Below are 17,010 nucleotides of genomic sequence, written 5' to 3'. Positions count from 1 at the left end.
ACCACCTTCCGATAGTAAAAACTACCGAATCCGATGTGATTCCCAAGTCCCTAAAGTCATTGTTTCGGCAAAAGTGAGCCGTTTACTGCCTGACCTTCCGAAACCCTACTGCACAAAATTTGTACACTTCAAGATCGCCGCAGAGCGATCGGCCATCTTCGTGAAATCCCGCAGGTTCGGCAGGTTTTCCCCTTTACCGCAGCAAAAGCTTATCGCTCAAACTGTATGCGTGCCAAACAATTACGCCTTTCTAGTCAAGGTATTTCGGTTGTGATAGAGACCCATCGCTACGAGAGAGCTTTCGTACGAAGAAATTCGAAGAACAACGGAGTACTGAGAATGTTTCGTTCCTGGCGTGTCGCCTGTGCCGTTTCTGCCCTGACTGCAGCCCTGTTCGCCGCCGGCACCCCGGCCCCGGCCAGCGCCCAGGAAGCTGCCGCCTTCAAGCCGAAGGCCGCCGGCGACATCAACGTCCGCCTGCGCGGCATCGGCGTGATCCCGACGGAACGCGGCGACATCAAGACGGCGGGCGGTGTCGACACCACCCTGAACACCCGGCTCGGCAACGCCTATGTTCCGGAAGTCGACGTTTCCTACTTCATTACGGACAACATCGCCCTGGAACTGATCGCCGCGACCACGAAGCACGACGTGGATGCCTCCAACGGCCTGGACCTGGGCAGCGTCTGGTTGCTGCCGCCGACCCTGACGGCACAGTACCACTTCGCCCCCAAGGAGCGCTTCAGCCCCTATGTCGGCGCTGGCGTCAACTACACCATCTTCTACAACGAGAAAAAGGGTGCGCTGCGTTCGATCAGCTACGAGGACGGCTTCGGCTTCGCCCTCCAGGCCGGCATCGACTATGCGATCTCCGGTCCGTGGTCGCTGAACGTCGACGTGAAGAAGCTGTGGCTGAGCACCGACGTCAAGGCCAACCTGGGCGGCACCGCGCTGAAGGCCGACGTGGACATCAACCCCTGGATCTTCGGCGTCGGCCTCGGCTACCGCTTCTAAGCCGGGCGGCACCGTCGGATCGCGGGAAATGCGGGCTTCGGCCCGCATTTTTCGTTTGGGCCGCCAATCTTCCCACGGATGAATACGAATCCGCACGGCTTCACCGTCGTGGAGAAAAATTTATGTCGGGTAGAGCGAAGCGGCACCCGACAGAGCAGACGTAGTGACGTCGGATGCCGCTTCGCTCTACCCGACATACGGGGCGCCCCTTTTTCGCTCATGCGCCAACCGGCATGAGGGAGCTTGCACGTGGATGACCGGATCGAGCCCGGCCATGACGAAGGATCGCGTTGATCGCGACCGCCCCATCACTGGTTCTCGGGATATACCTTCGGGCGGCCGGCGGCGCGGCCCTCGTATTCCCCGCGCACCTCGTCCACCACGGTGCCCGACCACAGCTTGACGCCGGTGATGTAGGCGGCGCGGCCGATCATGTGGGAGGCGACCGGGACGGTCAGGAGCAGGAAGAAGATCGCGGCGACGGCGCGGGCGACGATCTCGTCGGTGCCGTACAGGACCGCAACCGCCGCCAGGATCATGCCGGCGCCCAGGGTGCCGGCCTTGCTGGAGGCGTGCATGCGGATCAGCACGTCCGGCAGGCGCAGGACGCCGAGCGCGCTGACCAGGGAAAAAGCGGCGCCGCCCAGCAGCAGCACGCCGGCCAGGATCTCCAGGATGGTGCCGATCATGGGCCGGGCTCCTCGATCTTGCGTTCGTGGCGTCCGCGCCGTTCCAGGAAGCGGGCGTAGGCGACCGTGCCCAGGAAAGCCACCAGGGCCAGCGCGATGGCGGCGTCGAGGAAGACGGGCTTGTCCTCCCGGATCGCGAACAGGGCGATGACGCCGACGGCCAGCAATGTCAGCAGGTCCAGCGCCACGATCCGGTCGGGCAGCGAGGGCCCGCGGACCAGCCGGACGAAGGCGATCAGGATCGAGACCAGCAGGACGATGAAGGTGATCTCGATCGACCAGTTCAGGAAGGGCGACAGGTCGCTTCTCATCGCGTCAGCTCCAGCAGGCGGCGCTCCATGCCGTTCTTGATCTCGGCCCGCACCTTCTCCGGGTCGTCGATGAACATGGCGTGGACGTACAGGGACTTGCGGTCGGGCGCCACGTCGAGCGTCAGGGTGCCCGGCGTCAGCGTGATCAGGTTGGCCAGAAGGGTGATCTCCAGGTCGGTCCGGGCATCGATGGGCACCCGAACCACGCCCGGCCTGGCATAGATCGGCGGGGTCACCACGTCCCACGCGACCCGCAGGCTGGATACCACCAGCTCCTTCAGGAAATAGAAGAAGAAGCCGATGATGTGCCACAGTTTCCAGAAGTACGGGTCGTTGCCGAACACCGGCCGCGCGATCCACAGCACGGCGTAGCCGACGGCGAACCCGATCATCAGGCCGCCCATGCTGAAGCTGCCCGTGACGGCCTGCCAGACGATCGCCAGGGCCAGGTTGAACATGAACATCGTCATGGCTGCGCTCCCGCATGCTGGGCGCCCGGCACCCCCGCCTGGGGTCCCAGCACGGCCTCGATATAGGGTGCCGGAGCCAGCAGTTCGGCCGACGCGCGGGTCGCCAGGTCCAGGAACGGCTGGGTCCACAGGCCGATCGCGACGGTCAGCGCCGCGAACACGACGATCGGCCCGATCAGCAGCGTCCGCTCGGTCCTTGTCAGGTCGGAGATGGACAGCACCCGGGCATCGCCGCCGGGATGGGGCTTCCAGAAGGCCTCGCCCCAGATCTTGGTCATGGAGAACATGGTCAGCAATCCGACCAGGATCGCGGTCGCGGCGATCGCGTAGGACCCGATTTCCAGGCTGGCCCGGATCAGGACCAGCTTCGCCCAGAAGCCCGACAGCGGAGGGATGCCGCCGAGGCTGAGCGCCGGGATCAGGAACAGCACCGCCAGCAGGGGCGACGCCTTGTAGAGCCCGCCGATCTTCTTCAGCTCCATCGATCCGGTCAGCCGCTTCGCGACCCCGGCCACCAGGAACAGGTTGGTTTTGACGATGATGTGGTGGACCAGGTAGAAGACCGCGCCGATCAGTCCCAGCGGCGTATAGAGCGCCAGCCCCATCACCATGTAGCCGATCTGGCTGATGATGTGGAACGACAGGATGCGGCGGATCTCGTTCTGGGCCGCGGCGCCGAGCACGCCGGTCACCATGGTCAGGCCGGCCACCACCAGCAGCGCCGTGTGGGTATAGGCCACGTCGCCGGTGAAGATCAGGGTGAAGGTCCGGACCAGGGCATAGACGCCGACCTTGGTGAGAAGCCCGGCGAAGATCGCGGAAACCGCCACGGCCGGCGTGTGGTACGAGGCCGGCAGCCAGAAGAACAGCGGGAACACCGCCGATTTTATGCCGAACGTGATCATGAACAGGACGGCTACCGTGGTGACCAGTCCCTGCTGCTCGACCTGCGGCAGACGTACGGCCAGGTCGGCCATGTTCAGCGTCCCGGTCAGGCCGTACAGGATGCCGACCGCGATCAGGAACATGACCGTGGCGACCACGTTGATCGCGGCGTACTTGATGGCGCCGTCAAGCTGTTCCTTCTCCGCTCCCAGCGCCAGCAGCGCGAAGGAGGCGATCAGCATCACCTCGAACCAGACATAGAGGTTGAACAGGTCGCCGGTGATGAAGGCCCCCGTCACGCCGGTCAGGAGCACGTGGTAGAGCGGGTGGAAGCCGTTGCGCTCCCGGTCCTCGTTGATGTCGGACAGGCTGTAGAGGCCGACGCCCAGCCCCATGATGCCGGTGATCAGCACCATCACGGCGCTGAGATGGTCGGCCACCAGGGTGATGCCGAACGGTGCCGGCCACCCGCCCATCTGCCCGGCCAGGATGCCGCCCTGCCAGACCTTGGCCATGAGCAGGATGGCCGAGACGAGGTGGAGTCCCGCGCCGGCGGCGCTGACCGCGCGCTGGGCGGCGCGGCTGTTCCACAGCATGATGGCGAGGACCGCGGTGGTCATGGGGACCAGGATGGGGGCGATCAGGTACCAGCTCACGATGCGTCGCTCCCGGCAGGCTCGCGTCCGGCGGGCTCACGCCCGACAGGTTCGCGTATGTTTTCGACCCGGCGGGCGGCGTCCCGGACCTGGGGCCGGCGCGGCTCCTCGGGCTCGGGGATGTCCTGGTCGGGATGCGGCGGCTCGGCCAGGCGCATCCGGTCGCTGTCGACCGTGCCCAGCTCCTGGTAGCCGCGATAGACCAGCACCAGCGCGAAAGCCAGGAGGCCGAAGCTGATGACGATGGCGGTCAGGATCAGCGCCTGGGGCAGCGGGTTGGAATAGACGCCGGTCAGCTCCTTGGCGCCTGCGCGGATCAGCGGCGGCAGCCCTTCGGTCATCCCGCCGGCCGCGAAGATCACGAAGTTGGCCGCGTTGCTGAGCAGGATGAGGCCGAACAGGACGCGCACCAGGTTGTGGCTCAGCAGCAGGTAGACGCTGCCGGCGGCCATGAATCCCATCGTGAAGGCCATGAGGGTTTCCACCTACACGTCCTCCTCTTCCAGGGACAGCACGATGGTCAGCACCGCGCCGATCACCACCAGGAAGACGCCGACGTCGAACAGCAGCGGCGTGCCGACATGGAAGGCGGCATCGCCCTCGCCCCAGTGCAGCCACTGGCCGGTCAGGAAGGCATCGCCCAGGAAGGCCGACCAGAGGCCGGCGGCGATCGCGCACAGCATCCCGGCCCCTGTGATCGCCTTCGGATCAAAGGTCAGCACCTCGCGGAGCGCCGCCGGGCCGAAGGCGATGGAGTGGAGGGCGAAGGCGCTGGCGGCGATCAGGCCGCCGATGAAGCCCCCGCCGGGCTCGTTGTGGCCGCGCAGCAGGATGAAGAAGGAGAACAGCAGCATCAGGCTGAGCAGGAGCCGGGTCGCCGTCCTCAGGATCAGGCTGTCCATCATGGCCGGTCTCCGGTCTTTACGGTTTCGACAGGGGTCGGCTCGGGCGTTGGGCGCCGGGGCCGGGCCTTCAGCAGGGCGAAGGCCCCCAGCCCCGCGGTCGCCACCACCAGGATCTCGCCCAGCGTATCGACCGCCCGGAAATCGACCAGGATCACGTTGACCACGTTGCGGCCGAAGCCCTCGGTATAGCTGCGGGTCGCGAAATACTCGCTGAGGTCCAAGGGGATCGGCAGGTCGATGACCGACAGCATCACCGCCGTGACGACGGCGCCGAACGCGATCGAGATGACGGCATCCCGGACGGCGCGGCGCCGGTTCGGCCGCTCGAACGCGGTCAGGCGCGGCAGCCGGGCCAGGACCAGCGCGACGATGATGACGACCAGGGTCTCGACCATGAACTGGGTGATCGCGACGTCGGGCGCGCCGTAGAGCAGGAAGATCAGCGCGATCACGACGCCGACCACGCCGAGCGACAGGATGGCGACGAGGCGCGACCGGGCCACGACGGCGGCGGAGGTCGCCGCGATCACGGTCAGGGCCAGCACCCAGGCGGTGTAGGGCGCATCCAGCACCGCGAGGGAAGGTGCCGTGTAGGCCCCGTGGACCATCATCGTGGCACCGATCGCCACCGTCGTGAAGACGATGGTGAACATCACGTAATGGCGGAGATAGCCGGACTGGATCACCCGCGTCTGCCACCAGGCGATGCCGACCAGTCCCTGAAGGATGCGGTCCCAGCCGCCGTCGGAGTCGTAGCCCAGCGCCCGCGCCACGCCGTCGAGGGTCGCCTTGACCCGCGGCCATGCGAGATAGAGCGCAGCGCCGAGCGCCACGGTCACGATGCTGAGCCCCAGCGGCGTGGTGAAGCCGCCCCAGAGATAGATGTGGACCTCGACCGCCTCCCCCGCCAGCGAGGCGGCCATGGGCACCACGAACAGGCGCTCCAGCACCCCGTGGAACACGCCCAGCCCGAGCCCGACCGCGGCCAGGACGACGGGGCCGAGCCACAGGCTGACCGGCGCCTCGTGGGCGTGCTTCGGCGTCTCGATCTTGGGACCCAGGAAGGGCTTGACGAAGACGAGGCCGGCGGTCACCAGCATCAGGGCGTTGGACGCCAGCATGGCCAGGGTCGCGATCCAGCCGAGCAGCGGCATGCCTTCGCCCGCCATGCCCACCGTGCTGGAATACATGAATTCCTTGCCGAGGAAGCCCAGGAACGGCGGCAGCCCGGCGTTGGACATGGCCGCCAGGCCGACCGCGGCGGCGGTGACCGGCATCAGCCTCAGGAGGCCGCCGAGCTGGCCGACCTCGCGCGTGCCGGTCTCGTGGTCGATGGCCCCCACGCCCATGAACAGCGCGCCCTTGTAGCAGGCATGGGCAAGCAGGTAGACGGCGAAGGTTTCGACGGCATAGACGCTGCCGATGCCGATCAGCATGGTCAGCTGGCCCAGGGCGGTGATCGTTGTGTAGGCCAGGATCCTCTTCAGGTCGGTCTGCCGGACCGCCAGGATGGCGCCCAGCAGCGACGTGAAGGCGCCGAAGCCCACCAGCGTGTAGATCCAGACCTCCGTCCCGCCCAGGGTCGGGGCGAGCCGCGCCATCAGGTAGACGCCGGCCTTGACCATGGTCGCCGAGTGCAGGTAGGCGCTGACCGGCGTCGGCGCGTCCATCGCGTTGGGCAGCCAGAAATGGAACGGGAACTGCGCCGACTTGGTGAAGGTGCCGACCAGGATCAGGATCAGGACCGCGAGATAGAGCGGATGCTCGCGCAGCAGGTCGCCCTGCCCGGCCAGCTCGCTCAGCTCGAAGCTGCCGCCCGCGATCCCGAGCAGGATCAGCCCCGCCATCATGACCAGGCCGCCCAGCGAGGTCACGAGCAGCGCCTGGAGCGCCGACCGGCGGGACTTCGGGCTGTCGTGCAGATAGCCGATCAGCAGGAACGACGTGACGCTGGTGAGCTCCCAGAAAACGATCAGCGAGATCACGTTGTCGGCCAGCACCACGCCGAGCATCGAGGCCATGAAGGCCAGGATGTACAGGAAGAACCGGGGCAGCATGGGATCGCCATGCAGGTAGCCGCCGCAATAGATGACGATCAGCGTACCGATGCCGCAGACCATCAGCGCGAAGGTCAGGCTGAGCCCGTCGAGATAGAACGACAGGTTGACCCCGAGGCCCGGGATCCAGGGCACCACCTCACGGACCACGCCGCCCGCGGCGATTTCCGGGAGGAACCCCGCGAACCAGACGGTCAGCGCCGCCGGAACGACGGCCAGGACCCATCCCCCCAGCTTGGGCAACCTGCCTGCGACAATTGGTGCTACCAGCGCCCATGCAAAGATGCCGAGAATAGCACTCAGCATCGGCGGAATTCCTCCGCGGGTTCCATGCTTCCCCCTGCCCACCGGTTGACTGTTGATTTCACTCAAAAAGACTGGGGCTATATGGGGCTCGGCCGGCTTGTTTCAACAGAGCGGTTTTTATTTGCATTTTATGAAGCGTCCCCTTGCCATGCGCCAGCGACAGCTTGCCACGCGCGGCTCGAAATCCATGCGCCTATAGTCGGCGCAAGAGAGACAGAGTTGCAGGGGTGTTAGATGTCCGACCGCGCTATCGTGGTGCTGGGAGTGTGGCTCCTATTGCTCGTACTCTTGGGCACCGCCACGATCGGGATCGCCATCGCCTTCTACATCGGCCTCGGCTCGGTGATGGCGGTGCTGGCGGCAATCCTTTTCATCGCCTCCCGCCGACGGGCCGGCGGCGGGAGGCACGCCGGCGCCGGCCCGCGGGGGGCGTAATTCCGGCGCCAGTCCCGGCGGCGCGCCCTACTCCTCCCGGACGACCATCCGCCCGGCGGGGCCGCGGGCGAACAGGTTGGGGCTGTACATGTCCTCCACAAAGGCTCCGGGCAGGGCGTAGTCGCCCGGCACCACGGCGCGCGCCAGATAGACCAGCCGGAAGGTGGGCCGGTCGGGCGTCAGGTCGAGTTCGGCGACGAAACGGTCGTCGCGGAACTCCACGTGGTTGGCGGCGCTGAGGGCGCCGAGCCACGACAGGTCGCCGAGCTGCCCGCTGTCGGCCAGCCGGACGTTCTCGATCTCCAGACCCGCCGGCAGCATGTCCACGACCAGCGCCTGGTGCTCCTCCCGCCGCAGGCTCTCGCCTTCCAGGATCACCACCAGCACCCTGCCCTTCGCCACCCCGGCGGGATCGACCGGGGCGCCGTCCGTGCCGAGGACGGTGCGCCGGATGTCGAAACCCTCGGCATCGGCGGGCAGCGGGCTCGCCGGCACCCCGGCCAGGGTGACCGACCGGTAGAGCGGCACGGCGCCGGCGTTCTCCAGCGGCATCGCCGGGCCACCGGGCAGGAGCCGGCGGTACAGCGCGCCGGGCACGGTCACGGGCTGGCCGTCCAGCACCATCTTCGTTTCCCCCGCCTTGGACGCCAGGGCGGCGGCCGCGTTCAGGATCCAGGCCCGCTCCTGGGTGCTGGTCGCCTCGGCGTCGGCCAGCAGGGTGGCGAGCTGCTGGGCCAGGCCGGCCAGCCGGTCCCGGCCGCCGCCGGCTTCCGCCAGGAGCGCGATCAATGCTGCCTGGTCGCGCAGTTCCGAGCCGAAATCCCGCATGCCGGCGGGCTCCGCGCGGGCGCGGTCGAGTCGGGCGAAGGCCTCGGCCGCGCGGTCGGCGTCGCCCAGCCGGGCGAGCGCCCCCGCGACCTGGGCGCGGGCCAGCCGGGTCGGCAGGGCGTCCCAGTGGGTTTCCTGGAAATAGCGCGCCTCCGCCGGATCGACCGCCTTGCTGCCCGCCAGGGTGTAGAGGGCGTAGGCCCGCGCCGCCAGTTCCGCGTCGCCGAACCAGGCATTGTCGAGCACGCCGTTCAGCCACTCGATGCCCTTGCGCCAGGGCGTCTCGGGCACCCGGTAGCCGGCCTGGCGCGCGCGGCCGAGGAAGTCCAGAGCGTAGGAGGTCAGCCAGAGCTCCCCGGGTCCCTGGGAGGACCACATGGCGAAAGCGCCGTCCGACCGCTGGACCGAGACCAGCCGGTCGATGGCGCGCTGGACGCGCTGGCGGACCTCGCCCTCCGACGCGATCTCCAGCGCCGCCATCACGGGGCCGAGCTGGAGCAGCGGCATCGCCCGGCTGGTGATCTGCTCGGCGCTGCCGTAGGGATAGCGGTCGAGCGACAGCAGCAGGCCGGGAAGGTCCAGGTCGGGCATGGTCCCGACCGCCAGCATGACGCCGACCGTCTCGCGGCGGAGTGCCACCGGCTCGGGAACCGCGTCGGGCGAGACGGCCGACTTCCGGCCGGGCTCGATCAGCTCGACCCGGCGGCGCGAAACGGCGGGCTGGAGACGGCGCACGCCGACCGCCCATTCCCGGGTCACGGCGACCCCGTCGGGGCCGGTGATCTCCACCCGCACCAGTCCGGCGCCGACTCCGGTGCCGGCGATGGTCAGCGGCACCGTCACCGGCTTGCCGGGCCGGACCCCGCGGAGCGCGACCTCGCCGCCGGAGCGCAGCTCGACCATCCCCCCGGTGCCGAAGCGCAGCGCATAGTCGCCGCCCTTCTGCCCCCGGTCGGTCAAAGTCAGGGTGACCTGCGCCACGTCGTCGGGCGCCAGGAAGCGGGGCAGCCCCGGCTCGACCAGGAGGGAATCGCGGACGGCGGCGGTCGCGGTGGCGCTGCCGACCTTGCCCGGCGTCCAGGCGACCGCCATCAGCCGCAGCCGGCCGTCGAAGTCGGGGATCTCCAGCGGGACCTCCGCCGTGCCGTCGGGGCCGACCGTCACGATACCGGAATGGAGGGCCGTCATCTCCCTCCGGAGCGGCGGCGGCGGGTCGCCCGGCCGGCGCCGGACCGGCGGGACCATGGCCGGCCGCGTGCCCGTCGCGGCCATGGCGCCGTTCCGGTCCGCAAGCGGTCCCCCGACGTCGCGCAGGTCCACCTCCAGCGGACGCCGGCCGAGATAGTGCGCCGCCGGGTCGGGTGCGGCGAAATCGGTCAGCCGGAGCATGGCGTCGTCCACGGCCGACAGGGTCAGACGGACCTGCGCGCCCTCCTCCGCCCCGCGCACCGTGACCGGGACGCGGGCCCGACTCCGGGGAGCCAGGTCGGCGGGAGCGGGGATCGAAACGTCGAGACGCCGCGGCGCCGGATCGACCGCCAGCCACGCGCTGCCGACCGCCCGGCGCGACGCGGCGCCGTGGGCCGGCTCCGCCGGGGCGAAGGCGGTGGCGACCACATGGACCCCGGCGGTCCAGGACGGGTCCACGGGGATGTCCAGGAAGGCGCCTTCCGGCCCGATGCGGCGCAGCACCGTCTGGTGGACCGCCCGCCCGGCCACGGCGACCAGCACCTGGGCCTGGTAGGGCGGCTTGACGAAGACCTTGGCCGTTTCGCCACCGGAATATTTCGGCAGCATGACCGCCACGTCCACCTGGTCCGGCCGCTCGCCCGCGGTCGGCGTGACCCACCAGCCGGCCGAGAACCGCAGGCTGGTCGCGACGCCCGTTCCGGTATCGAAAACCTCCAGCCGGTAGCGGCCGGAGCCGACCGGCTGCTCGATCGCGGCGCGGCCGTCGGCGGGCGGTTCCGCCATGACCGCGAGCGTGCCGCCGGTCACCCGCTTGTCCTTGACCTGCGCCCGGTAGTCCCAATGGCCGTCCGCCTCGAACCAGGCGTAGTCGTATTCCTCCTCGTACAGCTCATAGGACAGGGAAGGCCGGTCGAGCGGCGCGCCGTCCGGTCCGACCGCGACCACGTCGAAGGTGGCGGTGGCCCCCTCCGGCACGGCGTCTCCGCCGAAGCGGGGTCTGATCCCGATCGCGAAGGGCTGGTGCCGGACCGGAAGGACGATCTCGCGCACCGCCGGGCGGCCGCCGATGTCGTAGAGCGTGCCCTGGATGACGGCTTCCAGCGCGTGGCTGGTGTCCGGCGGCCCGGGCAGGCGGAGCTCGACCCGGGCGACGCCGTCGGGACCCGTGACGAAGCCCGGCGCGTCGGTCCGCAGCGGCTCGAACGGCTGCTGGACCAGGCCGAAGCGGTAGCCGGCGAAGCGCGGGTACGGCTCGGCCGCGCGGCGCAGGGTGACCGCCAGCTCGCCCGGCAGCTTGGCCGCCGGTCCCGCCCGGCGGTACCGGCCGTCGATCCGGAGCGCCAGGGTGCCGCCGGCCTCCACGGGGTCGCGATCGGCGGCGAGACCTACGTCCAGGCGCGGCGGCACGAAGTCCTCCACCGCGAAATCGACGCGGCCCACCGGCGCGCCGTCCGGTTCCAGGTGGGCGGTGACGGACCACTGGCCGGCCGCGGCGGGGCGCGGCAGCTCCAGGCCGAGGCTGTAGCTGCCGGCCCCGGCGTCGGCCGCCTGCCGCCGGTCCACCTCGAACCCGTCGGGGCGGAGGATCTTCAGGGTCAGGGCGCGCCCCTCGGCCGCCACCGCCCCGGCGTCGCGCAGAAGGGCGTTCAGGAACACCGTTTCCCCCGGCTGGTAGAATCCGCGGTCGGTGTAGAGCCAGGCGTCCAGCGGCGACGCGTCGGCGCCGGGGCCGGCGCGTTCCGACGGGTCGGTCGCGGCGGCCACGTCCAGGAACGCCATGTCGCCGGACGCGCCATAGGCGAAGACCGCCTGGGGCGCGCCGCCGCCGGTGCCGCGCAGGGCCTCGCGCGGGAAGCGGGCGATGCCGTCCGGCCCGGTCGCGAGCTTGCCCAGTTCGGCGTTGCTGCGCGCCAGCAGGCGGAGCTCGACCCCCGGCACGGGTTCGGCGGTGGTCAGGCTGCGGGCGAACACCAGCAGCCCGTCCTCCCCCGCGAAGGTGGTCAGCCCCAGGTCGGAGACGACGAACCACTGGGTCGCCTTGGCCTCCCACGATTCGCCTTCGCGGTCGGCGTTGCCCGCGACGGCGAGATAGACGCCCGGCTTCAGCGCGCCGCCCGAGGCGCCGATGACCGCCTCCACCGGGAAGGGCGTGACGACGGCCTGGTTCCGCCGGTCGCCGATCGCCATCTCGCCCTGCCAGACCTGGGTGCCGCTCCGCTCCACGATGCCGCCGACGTCCAGCTCGGTCAGGGCCTGGCTGATCCGCCCGTAATGGATCTGCTCGACCAGGGACCGATCCTCGATCCGCAGCACCTGGAGCCGGGCTCGGGCGACGTTGACGGTGCGCAGCGGCAGCCCCTCGGCGCCGACCTGGGGCAGGACGTAGCCGGCGCCCCGGAAGGCCAGCACGGGCTTGCGGTCCGGCACCGCCACGTCGTAGCGCGCGGCTTCCCCCAGCGCCGCCCCGCCGGCTCCCGGCAGCCCCCGCTTCAGCGTCACGCCGTATCCGGCGCCGTGGTCCAGTCCTTCCAGGCAGAGGGTGGCGCCGCGGGCGACCGCGGTCACGCGCACGGGCGGCTCGACCTCGACCTGCGCGGCGTAGTCGGTCGGGGAGGATTTCTCCAGCGGGCGGGTGAAGGTGAAGCAGGCCTGGGGAACGTCGCGTTCCGCCAGGACCTCGACCCCGGCGACGCCGAAGGGCGGCGTTTCGGGGATCGGTTCCGGTGCGGGTTGCTGTGCCGGAGCGGCCGTCGAACACCCAAGGGCCACGGCGAGAGCGAGCCCGAACGGACGCAGTATGCGCATGAAACGACAAACCCCGATGCCGACATGAATAACCAGCAGGCGCCGAGCGGCGCCTGCTGGAGCATGGCGCCGGATTATGGCGCAAGTTCTATACAATTGCCTCAGAAATAGCGCTTGAGCCGGGCGACGGCCTCGTCCAGCAGCGCATCCTGCTTGCAGAAGCAGAAGCGGATGAAGTTGCGCACCGGGCTTTCCGCGAAGAAGGCGCTGACCGGGATCGCGGTGACGCCGGCCGCCTCCGTCAGGTTCAGGCAGAACGCCACGTCGTCGCCATCGAATCCGGTGGAGGAAATGTCGGCGATCAGGAAATAGGTGCCGCCGCTGTGCAGCACCGACAGCCCGGCCTCGCGCAGGCCCGCCGCCAGCCGGTCGCGCTTGGCCTGCATCGAGGTGGCGAGGCCGGTGAAGTACGCCTCCTCCTTGGCGAGGCCGTAGGCGACCCCGGCCTGGAGGTTGGGCGCGGTCGTGAAGGTCATGAACTGGTGCGCCTTGGCGACGGGCTGGAGCAGCTCGGGCGCGCCGGTCACGTAGCCGATCTTCCACCCGGTCAGGGAGAAGGTCTTGCCGGCCGAGCCGACCCGCAGGCAGCGGTCGCGCAATCCCGGGATGGTGATCAGCGGGATGTGGCGGGCGCCGTCGAAGACAAGGTGCTCGTACACCTCGTCGCAGACCGCGTACGCGTCGAAGCGCCGCATGAACTCGCCGATCAGCTCCAGCTCGGCGCGGGAATAGACCTTGCCCACGGGGTTCAGCGGGTTGTTGAGCACCAGCGCCTTGGTCTTCGGGCCGAACACCCGCTCCAGGTCCTCGCGGGTGAAGCTCCAGTCCGGCGCCTTCAGCGTCACGATGCGGGGGATGCCGCCGGCCAGCCGGATGATGGGCAGGTAGCTGTCGTACATCGGCTCGAACAGGACGACCTCGTCGCCCGGCTCGATCAGCCCCAGCAGGCAGGCGCCCAGCGCCTCGGTGGCGCCGGAGGTCACCAGGACCTCGCGCGCCCAGTCCACCTCCAGCCCGTAGAACCGGCGGGCGTGGGCGGCGACGGCTTGGCGCAGCTCCGGCGTTCCCATCATCGAGGGGTACTGGTTGTAGCCGTCCAGCAGCGCGTCGGCCGCCGCCCGGAGAACGTCGGCCGGGCCGCGGTCGTCGGGAAATCCCTGCCCCAGATTGATCGCCTGATGCTTGAGGGCCAGTTGCGACATCACCTCGAACACGGTGGTGGGCATGTCGCGGAAGAGAGGGTTGCCGACTTTGGCGGTCATGATGGGATCGGGCGCTTCTGTGGACACGGGAGGCGGGAACTTAGCCGATCGAACCCGGCGGGTCGATGGGCTATGCCGCCCGGACGCCCTTCCCCCGTACAGGGATTATGGCGCTTCGACCCCGCGGATCGCCGCGCGGAACTTCGGTTCGAGAGCCTGCGCGTGCTCTTCCCGGTAGCCCTTGTGCTTCGTCAGATAATCGATGACCGACAGGTCGCCTTTGCGGATCCTGTTCCTCAAGGCGCGCTCCGCCTCCTCCCGGCTGAAGGTCACACGCTCGGTCAGTTCGGTCCTGGCATCGCTGTATCGCGCGTTGATGCCCATCGTGATCTCCTACAAACCAAGAGCACCTTGTGCGGATGAAATGCCGTTACCCTACAGCAGGTCCCGCAGCATCGCGACCAGGGGCTTGTCGGCCGGGGGCATGGGGTATTTGCCCATGTCGTTGGGCCGCACCCAGGCCAGGGACTGGCCTTCCAGCGGGGCGACCGTGCCCTGCCAGACGCGGCAGACATAGAGCGGCATCAGCAGGTGGAAGCTCTCGTAGCGGTGCGAGGCGAAGGTGAAGGGGGCGAGGCAGCTTCCCGCCGTCTCGATCCCCAGCTCCTCCCGCAGTTCGCGGACCAGCGCGTATTCCGGGCTCTCGCCCTCATGGACCTTGCCCCCGGGGAACTCCCACAGGCCGGCGAGGGCCTTGCCCTCCGGCCGCTGGGCCAGGAGGACGCGGCCGTCCGGATCGACCAGGGCCGCCGCGACCACCAGAAGCACCGGCTTGCCGGGCTCGGGAGTCGAGTCGGGGTCGAAGCAGTTCATGGGGATCCACCCGGAAGAAGCGTCACCTTCGGCTCAGCTCCGGTAGCTGCCGTTGATGTCGATGTAGCCGTGGGTCAGGTCGCAGGTCCAGACCGTCGCGGCGCCGGACCCGATGCCCAGCTCGACCAGGAAGTCGATGTAGCGGCCCTTCATGTGCTCGACCACCGGCGTCTCGTCGTAGCCGGGCACCTCCATGCCGTCGGCCGCGATCAGCACGCCCCCGGCGGAGATCCGCAGCTTGTCGCGGTCGGCCTTCTCGCCCGCCTTGCCGACCGCCATGACGATGCGGCCCCAGTTGGCGTCCTCGCCGGCGATGGCGGTCTTGACCAGCGGGGAATTGGCGATGCTCAGCGCGATCCGCCTGGCCGCCTTGTCCGACGCGGCGCCCTCGACCCGGACGGTCACGAACTTGGTGGCCCCCTCGCCGTCGCGGACGATCTGCTGGGCGAGGTCGACCATCAGCGCGTTGAGCTGGGCCTTGAAGTCGGCCAGCGACTTGTCGCCGGCCTTGGTGACCGGCTTGTTGCCGGCCTGGCCGGTGGCGCACAGCAGCACGGTGTCGCTGGTCGAGGTGTCGCCGTCCACCGTGATGCAGTTGAACGACTGCTCGTTGGCCTCCGCCAGCAGCTTCTGGAGGACCGGGGCGGCGATCGCCGCGTCGGTGAAGACGAAGCCCAGCATGGTCGCCATGTCGGGCGCGATCATCCCGGAGCCCTTGGCGAAGCCGTTGAGGGTCACCGTGGTGCCGCCGATCTTCGCCGTGCGGGTGACGCCCTTGGCGAAGGTGTCGGTCGTCATGATCGCCTTGGCGGCCGGGAACCAGCCGCCGGCGTCGAAGGAGTTGGCCAGTCCCGGCAGGTGCCGGGCGATGGCGTCGGCCGGGATCGGCTGGCCGATCACGCCGGTGGAGGCGACGAACACCTCGCCGGGCTCGCAGCCGGCGAGCGTGGCCGCCGCCTCCACCGTGGCCTGGACGAACGCCTCGCCGGCCTTGCCGGTGAAGGCGTTGGAATTGCCCGAATTCACCACGATCGCACGGGCGCTGCCGCCCGCCAGGTTCTTCTTGCACCAGTGGACCGGCGCCGAGGCGGTCAAGGACCGCGTGACCACGCCGGCCACCGTCGTGCCGGCGTCGAGCAGGGCGACCATCAGGTCGTCGCGGCCCTGGTAGCGGATGCCGCAATTGGTCGTAGCCAGACGGACACCGGGTATTGCCGGCATCCAAGGGAAGTCGCCGGGTGCAAGGGGAGAGATGGTCGGTGCCATGGTGGTCGTGGCTTTCGGGTCGTGGAAGTGTCGGTAGATTACGGCTTGGGCGCCGGGGCGGCGCCCGGGGTGGCGGAACCGGGCGTGGCGGCGGGCTGCTCGGGCATCGGCGAGCCGTCCATCTGGAAGCGCTCGACCTTGGCGTCGCTGCGCAGGTCCTCGACCAGCTCGCCGATCACCTGTTCCGAAACCTGGCTGCGGAGCTGCTCCTGCACCTCCTCGAAGGTCGGCGGGGTGCTCTGGCGGCGGTCCACGACCTTGATCACGTGCCAGCCGAACTGGGTCTGGACGGGAGTCTCGCTGACGTCGCCCGGCTTCATGGCGAAGGCGGCGTCGGCGAACGGCTCCACCATCTGGTCCTTGGTGAAGAAGCCGAGGTCGCCGCCCTGCTGGGCCGCGGCCTTGTCGGTCGACTTCTCGCCCGCGATCTTGGCGAAGTCGCCGCCCTTCTTGAGGTCGGCGATGATCGCCTTGGCGGCGTCCTCGGACTCGACCAGGATGTGGCTGGCCTTGACCTCGTCCTGCGGCGGGTTTTCCTGCTTGAACTGGTTGTAGGCTTCCTGGAGGCGCTCGGCGGTGATGCGCTTCTGGACTTCCTTGGTCAGGTAGAGCTCCTGGACGATGCGCTCCTCGGCGCGCTTCATCCGCTCCGCCACTTCCGGATCGTTCTGCACGTTGTTCTTGTAGCCGGCTTCGGCCACCAGCTTGCCGTTGATGATCTGGTCGATCACGGCGGGGAAGATCATCTGCACCGGCATCTGCTGAACCTGCGGCGGCAGCGACGCGATCGTGCGCATGACCTCGGAGCGCTTGATCTCGGCCCCGTTGACCTTGGCCACGACCGGATCCTCGCCGGCGCCGGTGCCGGCCGGGGGAGTCGTGCCGGTCTGGGCCAGGGCGGCGAAGCCGGCACCGCCGAGCGCCAGCGAGACGGCGGCTACGCGGAGGACTCGTGCGAACATGAGAGGTTCCTTATTCATCGGAATGACGGGTGCGGCGACATGCGCCAGCAATCCGCGGTCGCACGCACTTTTTCCCTTTCGCAGCGATTAAGCACGGCTTGGGGCGGCTTGCAAGGCGGGACTGCCGGGGTCCGGCAAATGCCCGAACCCCGCCA

15 protein-coding genes are annotated in these 17,010 nt (G+C 69.2%); 2 read left to right on the top strand and 13 right to left on the bottom strand.

What is annotated here, in order from left to right:
* The first annotated feature begins 339 nt into the window (after positions 1–339).
* Positions 340–1,014, top strand: a complete 675-nt coding sequence (locus JL101_RS03240; RefSeq protein ID WP_203100161.1) for an OmpW/AlkL family protein — start codon at positions 340–342, stop codon at positions 1,012–1,014.
* A gap of 308 nt (positions 1,015–1,322) precedes the next feature.
* Here JL101_RS03240 and mnhG read toward each other — a convergent pair whose 3' ends face one another.
* From mnhG to JL101_RS03205, 7 genes are read right to left on the bottom strand one after another with little or no spacing between them, the layout of a single operon-like run.
* Positions 1,323–1,703: a monovalent cation/H(+) antiporter subunit G gene (gene mnhG, locus JL101_RS03235; RefSeq protein ID WP_203100163.1), complete on the bottom strand. Its 381-nt coding sequence runs from the start codon at positions 1,701–1,703 to the stop codon at positions 1,323–1,325.
* Positions 1,700–2,014, bottom strand: coding sequence for a monovalent cation/H+ antiporter complex subunit F (locus JL101_RS03230; RefSeq protein ID WP_201077316.1), 315 nt, complete (start codon positions 2,012–2,014; stop codon positions 1,700–1,702). Before JL101_RS03230 ends, mnhG begins: the two co-directional genes overlap by 4 nt.
* Positions 2,011–2,484 (bottom strand): Na+/H+ antiporter subunit E, encoded by a 474-nt coding sequence (locus tag JL101_RS03225; RefSeq protein WP_203100165.1) that lies wholly within the window; start codon positions 2,482–2,484, stop codon positions 2,011–2,013. The genes JL101_RS03230 and JL101_RS03225 overlap by 4 nt, the downstream gene beginning before the upstream one ends.
* Positions 2,481–4,025 carry a Na+/H+ antiporter subunit D gene (locus JL101_RS03220; protein WP_228435264.1) on the bottom strand — a complete coding sequence of 515 codons (1,545 nt, stop codon included), beginning with the start codon at positions 4,023–4,025 and terminating at the stop codon, positions 2,481–2,483. The genes JL101_RS03225 and JL101_RS03220 overlap by 4 nt, the downstream gene beginning before the upstream one ends.
* Positions 4,022–4,510 carry a Na+/H+ antiporter subunit C gene (locus JL101_RS03215; RefSeq protein WP_203100167.1) on the bottom strand — a complete coding sequence of 163 codons (489 nt, stop codon included), beginning with the start codon at positions 4,508–4,510 and terminating at the stop codon, positions 4,022–4,024. Before JL101_RS03215 ends, JL101_RS03220 begins: the two co-directional genes overlap by 4 nt.
* Positions 4,511–4,930, bottom strand: a complete 420-nt coding sequence (locus JL101_RS03210; protein WP_228435263.1) for a Na+/H+ antiporter subunit B — start codon at positions 4,928–4,930, stop codon at positions 4,511–4,513. It lies immediately after the preceding gene.
* Positions 4,927–7,293, bottom strand: a complete 2,367-nt coding sequence (locus JL101_RS03205) for a putative monovalent cation/H+ antiporter subunit A (RefSeq protein ID WP_203100170.1) — start codon at positions 7,291–7,293, stop codon at positions 4,927–4,929. Before JL101_RS03205 ends, JL101_RS03210 begins: the two co-directional genes overlap by 4 nt.
* A gap of 234 nt (positions 7,294–7,527) precedes the next feature.
* On the opposite strand from JL101_RS03205, the gene JL101_RS03200 reads away from it, so the two are divergent.
* Entirely contained in the window at positions 7,528–7,728 is a 201-nt protein-coding gene (locus tag JL101_RS03200; protein WP_203100172.1) for a hypothetical protein, read from the top strand.
* A 27-nt stretch (positions 7,729–7,755) separates the two neighbouring features.
* Here JL101_RS03200 and JL101_RS03195 read toward each other — a convergent pair whose 3' ends face one another.
* The 6 genes from JL101_RS03195 to JL101_RS03170 all read right to left on the bottom strand — a co-directional run bounded on the left by JL101_RS03195 (position 7,756) and on the right by JL101_RS03170 (position 16,855).
* Complete coding sequence (locus JL101_RS03195) at positions 7,756–12,552, bottom strand: alpha-2-macroglobulin family protein (RefSeq protein ID WP_203100174.1); 4,797 nt, start codon at positions 12,550–12,552, stop codon at positions 7,756–7,758.
* A 101-nt stretch (positions 12,553–12,653) separates the two neighbouring features.
* Entirely contained in the window at positions 12,654–13,814 is a 1,161-nt protein-coding gene (locus tag JL101_RS03190) for an aminotransferase (RefSeq protein ID WP_203100176.1), read from the bottom strand.
* Between the two features lie 105 nt (positions 13,815–13,919).
* Complete coding sequence (locus JL101_RS03185; RefSeq protein ID WP_203100178.1) at positions 13,920–14,138, bottom strand: hypothetical protein; 219 nt, start codon at positions 14,136–14,138, stop codon at positions 13,920–13,922.
* A 51-nt stretch (positions 14,139–14,189) separates the two neighbouring features.
* Positions 14,190–14,627: a (deoxy)nucleoside triphosphate pyrophosphohydrolase gene (locus tag JL101_RS03180; protein WP_203100180.1), complete on the bottom strand. Its 438-nt coding sequence runs from the start codon at positions 14,625–14,627 to the stop codon at positions 14,190–14,192.
* 33 nt (positions 14,628–14,660) lie between these two features.
* Entirely contained in the window at positions 14,661–15,893 is a 1,233-nt protein-coding gene (gene argJ / locus JL101_RS03175) for a bifunctional glutamate N-acetyltransferase/amino-acid acetyltransferase ArgJ (RefSeq protein ID WP_203100181.1), read from the bottom strand.
* Positions 15,894–15,931: 38 nt separating this feature from the next.
* The gene (locus tag JL101_RS03170) at positions 15,932–16,855 is read right to left on the bottom strand and encodes a peptidylprolyl isomerase (protein ID WP_203100182.1); all 924 of its coding nucleotides are present in this window, start codon (positions 16,853–16,855) and stop codon (positions 15,932–15,934) included.
* Between the last annotated feature and the right edge of the window lie 155 nt (positions 16,856–17,010).

The sequence above is a fragment of the Skermanella rosea genome, assembly GCF_016806835.2.
Lineage (GTDB): Bacteria > Pseudomonadota > Alphaproteobacteria > Azospirillales > Azospirillaceae > Skermanella > Skermanella rosea.
The sequence above is the reverse complement of the archived record's forward strand: the minus strand, read 5'-3'. Positions and strand labels throughout refer to the sequence as shown.